This is a genomic window from Pseudorhodobacter sp. MZDSW-24AT (assembly GCF_002794355.1).
Lineage (GTDB): Bacteria > Pseudomonadota > Alphaproteobacteria > Rhodobacterales > Rhodobacteraceae > Pseudotabrizicola.
Genome location: NZ_PGOI01000005.1, coordinates 31833 through 40904, shown reverse-complemented (window position 1 = coordinate 40904; position 9072 = coordinate 31833). Strand labels below are relative to the sequence as shown.

At 63.0% G+C, this 9072-nt stretch carries 10 protein-coding genes and 1 tRNA gene; 3 read left to right on the top strand and 8 right to left on the bottom strand.

The window, feature by feature from the left end; genetic code table 11:
• Window positions 1-64: 64 nt before the first annotated feature.
• The 5 genes from CUR21_RS05220 to CUR21_RS05200 all read right to left on the bottom strand — a co-directional run bounded on the left by CUR21_RS05220 (window position 65) and on the right by CUR21_RS05200 (window position 4686).
• On the bottom strand, window positions 65-562 hold the full coding sequence (locus CUR21_RS05220; protein ID WP_100195976.1) for a transposase: 498 nt from the start codon (window positions 560-562) through the stop codon (window positions 65-67).
• Window positions 563-977: 415 nt separating this feature from the next.
• Window positions 978-1054, bottom strand: a tRNA-Arg gene (locus CUR21_RS05215).
• A 49-nt stretch (window positions 1055-1103) separates the two neighbouring features.
• On the bottom strand, window positions 1104-2453 hold the full coding sequence (locus tag CUR21_RS05210; protein WP_100195978.1) for a HAMP domain-containing sensor histidine kinase: 1350 nt from the start codon (window positions 2451-2453) through the stop codon (window positions 1104-1106).
• 99 nt (window positions 2454-2552) lie between these two features.
• Window positions 2553-3971: an NAD(P)/FAD-dependent oxidoreductase gene (locus CUR21_RS05205; protein WP_100195975.1), complete on the bottom strand. Its 1419-nt coding sequence runs from the start codon at window positions 3969-3971 to the stop codon at window positions 2553-2555.
• A gap of 1 nt (window position 3972) precedes the next feature.
• Window positions 3973-4686, bottom strand: a complete 714-nt coding sequence (locus tag CUR21_RS05200; RefSeq protein ID WP_100195974.1) for a TVP38/TMEM64 family protein — start codon at window positions 4684-4686, stop codon at window positions 3973-3975.
• Window positions 4687-4934: 248 nt separating this feature from the next.
• On the opposite strand from CUR21_RS05200, the gene rpmH reads away from it, so the two are divergent.
• From rpmH to yidD, 3 genes are read left to right on the top strand one after another with little or no spacing between them, the layout of a single operon-like run.
• On the top strand, window positions 4935-5069 hold the full coding sequence (rpmH, locus tag CUR21_RS05195; protein ID WP_100195973.1) for a 50S ribosomal protein L34: 135 nt from the start codon (window positions 4935-4937) through the stop codon (window positions 5067-5069).
• Between the two features lie 42 nt (window positions 5070-5111).
• Complete coding sequence (rnpA, locus tag CUR21_RS05190) at window positions 5112-5525, top strand: ribonuclease P protein component (protein WP_100195972.1); 414 nt, start codon at window positions 5112-5114, stop codon at window positions 5523-5525.
• A 10-nt stretch (window positions 5526-5535) separates the two neighbouring features.
• Window positions 5536-5805 carry a membrane protein insertion efficiency factor YidD gene (gene yidD, locus CUR21_RS05185; protein ID WP_232622694.1) on the top strand — a complete coding sequence of 90 codons (270 nt, stop codon included), beginning with the start codon at window positions 5536-5538 and terminating at the stop codon, window positions 5803-5805.
• On the opposite strand, the gene yihA is transcribed toward yidD, so the two are convergent.
• Genes yihA through yidC form a run of 3 tightly spaced genes read right to left on the bottom strand, consistent with a single transcriptional unit; the run spans window position 5776 to window position 9022 of the window.
• Complete coding sequence (gene yihA, locus CUR21_RS05180) at window positions 5776-6429, bottom strand: ribosome biogenesis GTP-binding protein YihA/YsxC (RefSeq protein ID WP_100195970.1); 654 nt, start codon at window positions 6427-6429, stop codon at window positions 5776-5778. The genes yidD and yihA overlap by 30 nt on opposite strands.
• Window positions 6426-7172: an MOSC domain-containing protein gene (locus tag CUR21_RS05175; RefSeq protein WP_100195969.1), complete on the bottom strand. Its 747-nt coding sequence runs from the start codon at window positions 7170-7172 to the stop codon at window positions 6426-6428. The genes yihA and CUR21_RS05175 overlap by 4 nt, the downstream gene beginning before the upstream one ends.
• The gene (gene yidC / locus CUR21_RS05170) at window positions 7169-9022 is read right to left on the bottom strand and encodes a membrane protein insertase YidC (protein WP_100195968.1); all 1854 of its coding nucleotides are present in this window, start codon (window positions 9020-9022) and stop codon (window positions 7169-7171) included. Before yidC ends, CUR21_RS05175 begins: the two co-directional genes overlap by 4 nt.
• Window positions 9023-9072: the final 50 nt, after the last annotated feature.

Below are 9072 nucleotides of genomic sequence, written 5' to 3'. Positions count from 1 at the left end.
CCCGCCTACCACCACAACACGCGCCCCTCGCCCCACACGCGCCGTCACGGCCACACCGCGACGCTCATCCGCCCCCCCATTCCGGCGCAACCCATCCCAATCGAATCTCCCGGTGGATCGACGAATACGGCCAATCCACGGCGTGCCGCACCAAGCCGTGCTTGACCGGGTTGCCCCAACAATACGCGACATGCGCCGCGTAATCCGCCTCATCGCGGATGTGATGCTCCCAAAACCGGCGCTGCCAGATCCCTTTTTCACCCTTGCGGATCTTGCTGTGCGATCGCGGCTGCGCCGCCAATCCATGCGAGAACCGCCCTTTGATCATGGCCCACCGCAGCCCATAGGCGCGATCCCCGGCTGGCATCTGCCAGACGCAATGCAAATGATCGGGCAGCACCACCCAAGCGGCGATTCCGAAGGGCCGCTCTGCCTGAGTCTGCGCGACGGCACTGCGCAGGGCGGCAATCTCCTGGACCAGCAGATCACTGCCGCGTGCGGCGAGGCACAGGGTGAAAAACACCCGCGCCCCCGTCCATTTCGGTCTGACATATCGCGCCATGCCCATGAGCATCGCATCACAGGGTTAACGCGCCCCTAAAGCTCGACAGGCGAAATCCCCCGCCGCGCGCGGAACCCAAGGTGCTGTCACAACGTTGACAGGCAACCAGATTTGAAAGGACATCCTATGAAAGGCGCATTGGCTTGGCTGATCGGCATTCCGATCCCGATCATCATTATTCTTTATCTGATTGACGTATTCTGATCGGACCAACGCAGTCTGAACCGCCCGTATTGGGCTAAGCGGCCCAGAGCCGCCTGAAAGACTTTCGCCTGTGCCAAGGCGAAAGTCTTTTTGCTTTGCGCAGGATCACGCCACCGCAAAGATTAACAAACCCTGAACATTCAGATGCTAAGCCTTTGATTCCATGCAAGAACGCCGCATGTAACACAGGGATATTTTCAAGAGAGGGAATTGGCGGACCCGGAGCGATTCGAACGCCCGACCCTCAGATTCGTAGTCTGATGCTCTATCCAGCTGAGCTACGGGTCCGCTATGGGGGCGATGTATCCCCCCCCGCCGGGCTTTGCAAGGGCAAAAGTTAAAGACCGACAACACTGTTTTCAGAAACTTGCTTGGGCAGGTGAATCACGAACTCCGTCCCCTCGGAATCGCTGCGGCTCAACTCCAACCGCCCCCCATGACCGCGAATCAATTCGGCCGCGATGGCAAGGCCCAGCCCGGTGCCGCCCTTGCGGGTGCCGCCTTGGAAGGCCGCGAACAGATGCTCACGCGCCTTGGCGGGCAAGCCCGGCCCAGTGTCGCCCACCCGCAGCCACCACGCGCTCTCCCCCTCGCCAGCCGAGATCTCGACCGTCCCGCCTGTCCCCGTCGCCTCCATCGCCTGCCGGGCGTTGCGCAGGAGGTTGGAAAGCACGCGGTACAGCTGCTCGCTGTCCGCGCGCAAGGTGAAGCCGGGGGGAATGTCGATCAGCGCGGTCACCGGGCTTTCGCCCAGCAAACCCTCAGCCTCCACCACCTCCTCCACCAGCGGCCGCAAGGCCAGCCTTTGCAGGCGCGGCGGCGGCTCTTCGGCCTTGCCAAAGGCCAGCGTCGCCTCGCACAGGCTGACCGCGCGGCTGATCGAGCCCACCAGTTTCGGCGCGGCCCGCACCACCATCGGATCGGCGCTGCCCTCGATCCGGTCGGCGAAGAGCTGCGCCGTGGTCAGGATGTTGCGCAGGTCATGGCTGATCTTCGCGACAGCCCCGCCCAGTTGCGCCAAGCGTTCTTTCTGTCGCAAGGCCCCTGTCAGCTGCTTCTGCATGCTTTCCAGCGCATCTTCGGCCGCGCGCAACTCCACCACCGGAGACGTCGGCGCGATCACCCGGCGTGCATCCTCGGGCGCTTCGGCATAGGCCTGCATATGGGTCACCACGCGGCGGATCGGCGCCACAATCATCCGCTGCACCGAGATAAACAAAAGCACGGCCGTGACCGCCGAGATCAGCACCGATAACACCAGAATTCGCAGGCCATAATCCAGCATCGCCCGCCTGAGCGGCCCGGTTTCCATCGTCACCTCAATCAGCAAACCCGCTTGCTGCACGGGATTTCCGATCACCCGGATCACCCGATTCACCGGATCCCGCAGCACGACAAAGGCATCGCGGATCAGATCAAGCGGGCCCGAGGCGCGCAGGTCATAGGTATCATAGATCGCCGCCGGGATCGGAGAGGACAGCACAAGCTGGCGCACTTCATCGCGGCGCAACACCACGTTGAAGACGCCTGCGTTCACCAAAAGCTCGGCTTCCAGATCGGGGGCGATCACCTCATCCGTCGTCAACAGCGCCAAAGAAGCGATCTGCGCCTTCTCCAGCCGCAACAGCAGGTAATCCGCCCGGAAGCGCGCGATGGACGGCACCAGAATGAAGACTTCGGCCAGCATGACAAAGGCAATTGTCAGCAGCAGGAACCGCCCCGAGAGCGTCTTGAAAAACCCGCCCTGCCTTGCCTTCACCCTGCCCCGTCCTCCTGTCGCATCGCGTCAGGGCAAAACCCGCTGCACCAGACGCACGAACCGCTTGAGCATAGGATTATCAAAGAGTTTCGGGGAAAAATAGGCTCCTGCAGCACGTTTCGAGATTTCCCCCAACGTCGGATAGGGGGCCACCATGCCCGCAATCGCGCTGATCTTTGCGCGCGACGCAATGGCAAAGGCCCAAAGCCCGATCAGTTCCCCCGCCTGCGGCCCCACGATCGAGACGCCAACCGGGCGGCCCTTCACCACCATGACCTTCAGCAGCCCGGTGGTCTTGCCCTCGGCCTGCGCGCGGTCGTTGTGGTGGAATTCCTGACACAGAACCGTCACCCCTGCGCCGTGCTCTTTGCGGGCCTCTGCCTCGGTCAGGCCAACCTGCGCCAGTTCCGGATCGGTATAGGTGACCCAAGGGATGTGGCGCGTCCTGGCCTTGGCGGGCAGGCCCAGCACGATCTGCCGGATCACAATCCCGGCGTGATAGCCTGCCACATGGGTGAATTGCAGCCCGCCTGCGGCATCCCCCACCGCATAGACGCGCCGATTCGAACTGCGCAGATCCGCACCGACTGTCACGCCTTTACGGTCATGTTGCACACCGGCAGCCTCAAGATTCAGCGACTCCAGATGCACCTTGCGCCCGACCGCGATCAGCAGATGCGAGCCTTGCACAGTGCGCCCGTCCTTCAGCGTTACCGTGATGTCCCCGGCCGCTCCGGCAAGTGCCGTCACCTCGGCATCTTCCAGAATATCCACCCCTTCGGCGCGCAAACGGTGCAGCACCACCGCCGCCAGCTCGGGGTCATCACGACCCAAGGCCCGAGAGCCTTCGATCACCGTCACTTGGCACCCAAGCCGCCGATGCGCCTGCGCCATTTCCATTCCGATCGGACCGCCCCCGATGATCATCAAATGGGCAGGCCGCTCCCGCAGGTCAAAGATCGTTTCGTTTGTCAGATAGGGCACGGATTCTGCCCCCGGGATCGGCGGCACCAGCGGACGGCTCCCGGTGGCGATGACAAAGCGCCGGGCCTTGATGCGCGTCTCCCCCGCTTCGACCGAATCAGGGCCTGTAAAACGCGCCCATGCCCGGATGACCTGCACGCCCAGTCCCTCGAACCTTTCCTGACTGTCGATCGGGGCGATGGTCTGGATCACCTGCGCCACATGGTCTTTGACGGCGCCGAAATCCACCTCTGGTTCCACCGGCGTGATGCCGTATCTGGCACCGTCGCGCATCGCCTGCGCCGCCTTTGCTGCGGCGATCAGCGCTTTCGATGGGATGCAGCCCGCGTTCAGGCAATCTCCGCCCATCTCGCCGCCCTCGATCAGCACCACGCGCGCGCCCATCTGCACGGCGCCTGCCGCAACAGACAGGCCGCCCGACCCCGCACCGATGATGCAAATATCCGTGTCGATCTGGCGCATGTCAGGCCTCTTTCTTGAAACGCTTCATAAGGATCGGAACCGCCGACAGCGCGGCCAGCCCAAGCATTGGGCCCAGAACATGCGGGGCAAACAGGATCGACAGATCCGGCGTCTCGCCCCGCGCGAACACCTCCCCCAAACCCGCCCCCACCGAGGTAAACACAAATGTGCCCGGAATGATCCCAACAAAGGTGGTCACCGCAAACCGCAAAACCGAGGTGCCCACAAAAGCCGGCAGCAAATTCGCAACAAAGAAGGGCACCCCGGGCACCAGCCGCATGATCAACAGCGCCGACCATTCGTTTTCACGCAAAGCGTTCTGCAAGCGCGCCGCCGCCCCACCGCTGCCTTCGATCCGGGCGGCGACATCCGCACCAAAACCCGCGCGGGCCGCCAGAAACACCACAATCGCCCCCAGCGTGGCCCCGCCGACATTGTAAAGCACGCCCGGAAACAAACCGAACAGAAAGCCCCCCGTCAGCGTCGCAACCGTGGCCCCCGGCAGGCTGAAGCCCACAATGGTGATATAGGCCGCCACAAAGGCCAGACTGGCAAAGGCAAAATGACTCTCTCGAAAGGCCAGCAAGCTGTCGCGATGCCGGGCCAGCGTGTCAAAACTGATCTGGTCGCGCAGCAAGAACGCTCCCACCACAGCCACAAGGCCAATGGCAAGGATCGGCAGGCGCTTGGCCCAAGGGGATGCAGAGGCTGACATGGAATCCTTTCGGCGGGTCTTGCTTTTCCTACGCAGGACAGGCGGTATGTGTTTCCGCAAAACGGCTTTGCAACAGAGCCTTCACGCGGCCTTGATCGATTGCCACAGAACACAGCTTCTGTGTTTTGTTGGCGGAATTCGGCGCAGCCTGCGTTGACTTGGGCGCAAAGCCTGCGTAAAGGACGGGCTTCAAGTTCCCTGCCCTCGAATCCTTGAGGTTCGGGCAAGCCGTCTGATGGAGAGCCGCGATGAAGCGCACATACCAACCGTCCAACCTGGTCCGCAAGCGCCGCCATGGTTTCCGCGCCCGCATGGCCACCAAAGGTGGTCGTCTGGTGCTGGCCGCCCGCCGCGCCAAGGGCCGTCACAAGCTGTCCGCATAATCCTGCTGGCCCCTTTCCGGGCCGCATATGGATAGGCAAGACATGATGCCGTCAGAGGATACAGGCCAAGGCAATGCAGCCGAAGCGCCTGATGCGCCTCTGGCGGTTTCGCTTTGCATAAGCACCTTGCGCCACCGGCCCGAGTTTTTGCGTGCAGCCTCTGCCCGCAGACAGGGAACCGGTGGTTTTCTGCTGCAAGCGCGCAACCGCCACGATGGCACCGCCGGGGTGCAGGTTGGCTTTACCGCGTCCAAGAAGATCGGCAACGCCGTGTTTCGCAACCGCGCCAAGCGTCGGTTGCGTGAAGTGGCGCGGGCCGTGCTGCCCGCCCTTGCACAACCCGGATGGGATTATGTGCTGGTCGCCCGTCCCGGGGTGACGGTGGACCGTCCCTTCACGCTGCTGCTGGCCGATCTCGAAGGCGCGCTGCGTGCCGTGCATGGCCCGCGCAAATGACGCGCCGCGCATGACGCCGCTCGCGCATCTGGTGGCCTTGCCCGTGCGCGCCTATCGCCTGCTGCTTTCGCCGTGGGTCGGCCATGGCTGCCGCTTTCAGCCCACCTGTTCGGTCTATGCCCTCGAGGCGCTCCAGCGGCATGGCGGGATCAAGGGCGGCTATCTAATGGCCCACCGTCTGTGCCGCTGCCACCCTTGGGGCGGCCACGGCTACGACCCGGTGCCGGGCGCGGACCCGGCGCATGACGCCTCACTCCAGCGTGGCGATGATCGCCCTTAGCGTCTCAATGCCCTCACCCTTTTCCGAACTCGTCACCACGATTTCGGGAAAGGCCGCCGGATGCTTGGTCAGCGCCGCCTGAACTTGCGCAATCGTCTCGGCCCGCGTGGCGGCATTCACCTTGTCGGCCTTGGTCAACACCACCTGAAAGGTCACGGCGGATTTGTCGAGCAGCGTCAGGATCTCCTGATCCACTGCCTTCACCCCATGCCGCATGTCGATGAGCACGAAGGCCCGCCGCAAGGTCTGCCGCCCTTGCAGATAAGACCGCAGCAGCGCCTGCCATTTCTCGACAATGGCCACCGGCGCCTCGGCATAGCCGTAGCCCGGCAGGTCGACCATGTAGCGCTGCGCACCCAGAGCGAAATAGTTGATCTCTTGCGTGCGGCCCGGCGTGTTCGACGCGCGCGCCAGTGTCTTGCGCCCGGTCAGCGCGTTGATCAGGCTGGATTTACCGACATTCGACCGCCCGGCAAAGCACACCTCAATCCGATCCGCCGGTGGCAGCCCGGGCATGGCAACAACGCCTTTGACAAAGTCGACAGGCCCCGCAAACAGCAGCCGCCCCAGTTCACGGGGCTGGTCATCTGGCAACTCGGCCAAGGGAAAACGCGCAGCGCTCATAGCACCTCCACAGGGTCGCCACAGGCAATGGGACCGGATTTCGTGACCAAGGCGTAAATGCCAAAGTCCTGATGGCCAAAGGCGCTTTGCAATGCGCCCAGCGTATCGGCGTCTGCCCTGCCTGTCTCGGGGTTAACGGTCGTGGCCTTGCAGCGGGTGATCCGCTCCACCAGCCGCAGTTCGGCCCCGCCGATCCGCAGGCTGCGCCCCAAAAGATCACCTTCGGCCCAAGGTGCCAGCCCTTCCAGCCACAGATTGCCACGCCAGCGATGCACAGACAAATCGCAGCCAAGCCGCGCGCCAAGATCGGCATTGGACGCAAGATTGAGCACCGCGACGTAAGGCTCGGGCACATCAGTCATCGCCTGCCCGCGCACATGCCCCACCCGGGCCGGTGCCGGGCGGTCTTGCGGCCAGAGCGGCCGAAGCCATGCAAGCAAGGCCGCCTCGTCCCGGTCGGGTGCCACGACAATCTCACCGGCCTTGGGATGGTGCAACGTCACCTCCCGCGCCGCCTCATCCAGTCGCGCACGAATGGCCATCAGGTCTGGCCCCGCCACACCGCGCAGAAAATTCATCTTTGCCGCCCAGCCTGCCAAGCGTTCCACCTTGGCGGCGTCATGCAGCACGGCCCATTCCCGGTCGAACGGCAAAGCGCGCCCCTGTGTCAGGGACGCGCTTGCCAGTTCCTCAAAGCCGATGGATTTGATCGGATGGCGGCAAATGTGGGCCAGCCGGATCATTTCTTCTTGGACTTCACACTCTTGTCGGCCACGGGCACCGGCTGCTTGCGCTTGAAGCTCGACTTGATGTTGCCGAACAAGTCCGGCTTGTGCCCATGACTGCGCATGATCGCATATTGCTGGCCGAAGGTGATCACGTTGTTGGTGATCCAGTAGACGACCAGACCGCTGGCAAAGCCGCCCAGCATGAACATGAAGACCCAAGGCATCCACGCAAAGATCATCTGCTGCGTCGGATCGGTGGGAGCCGGGTTCAGCTTTTGCTGCAACCACATGCTGATGCCCAAGAGGATCGGAAGCACGCCAATGAAGATCAGCGCAAGGATGCTGGTCGGCTCCGGAGCGGCCCAAGGCAGCAGCCCGAACAGGTTGAAGATCGACGAACTGTCCGGGGCCGACAGGTCATTCAGCCAGCCAAAGAACGGGGCATGCCGCAATTCGATGGTGACAAAGATCACCTTATACAGCGCAAAGAAGATGGGGATCTGGATCAGGATCGGCAGGCATCCCGCAGCCGGGTTCACCTTCTTGTCCTTGTACAGCTTCATCATCTCGCGCTGCATCATCTGCTTGTCATCGCCCGCGCGCTCTTTCAGCGCCTCCATCTCGGGCTGCAACTCCTTCATCCGCGCCATGCTGACATAGGACTTATAGGCCAGCGGCAGAACCAGCAGCTTCAGGATGAAGGTCAGCGCAATGATGGCCAGACCCATGTTGCCGATGGTCGCGTTCAGCCAGTGCAGCAGCGCAAAGATCGGCTTGGTCAGGAAGAAGAACCAGCCCCAGTCGATGGTATCGATGAACCCCGGGATCGGCTGTGCGGTGGCACCGATGGCGCCTTCGTTCTGATAGGCGCGCAGGGTTTCCCACCGCTTGGCCCCGGCAAACAGCCGTTGAGTGGTGGTCACCGTCTCGCCGGGGGCGACGGCCACCACGGCCTGCCGCGTCTCGGTCTGGTAGATATTGGCCTGCGGCACGAATTTCGTCACCGAGGTGAAGGGCTTGCCTTGCTCTGGCACCAGCACCGTCATCCAGTATTTGTCGGTAAACCCGATCCAGCCGTCGGTCTGCGCCTCGACGACGGTGGCTTGCGCGCCTTCCCGCTCGACCAGGGGCAGATCGGCCACGTCGTCATAATCGGTTTCCGTCAGCTTGCCATCGGCGCGGGCGACCACGCCTTCGTGGCTGACAAAGAAATTCTCAAGATTGGTCGGTTTGCCATGACGGGCCACGATCCCGTAAGGGAACAGCCGCGCCTCGGCGGTGCCGGTGTTCTGCACGCTCTCGGTCACGGTGAACATGAAATGTTCGTCCACCGAAATTTCGCGGGTAAAGTTCAGCCCGTTGCCATTGTCCCAGCGCAGGGTGACGGGTTGACCGGGCGACAAGGTGCCGCCGCCTGCGGGCATCCATTCGGTATTGGCTCCGGGCACGTCTTCAAAGCCAAGCGCGCCCGCAGGCCCCCAGCCAAACAGGGCGTAATAGGCATTCGGCTGTCCCACCGGGGCCAGCAGCCGCACGATTCCGGAATCCTCATCCAGCGTTTGCTGATAGGTTTTCAGCTCCAGATCGTCGATCCGTCCGCCAAGCAGCGAGATAGACCCGGTCAGCTCTGGCGTATCGATGGTCAGGCGCGGCGCCTCGGCCGCTGGCGCGGCGCCATCGGCTGTTGCCGTCGCTGTCCCACCCGGCTGCACCGCTGCGGGGGGAGTCGTGGCGTCCGTCGCCGTCACTGTCGGCGCATTCGGGTCGACCACAGGTTCTGGCGGCGGAAACAGCACAAACCAGACCATGATGACCACAAAGGACAACACAGTTGCGAGGATAAGGTTCTTGTTCTGATCGTCCATCGGGACTTCCGCCACCATTGTTCAGGTCAGCGGTCGTTCAACAGAAGGGG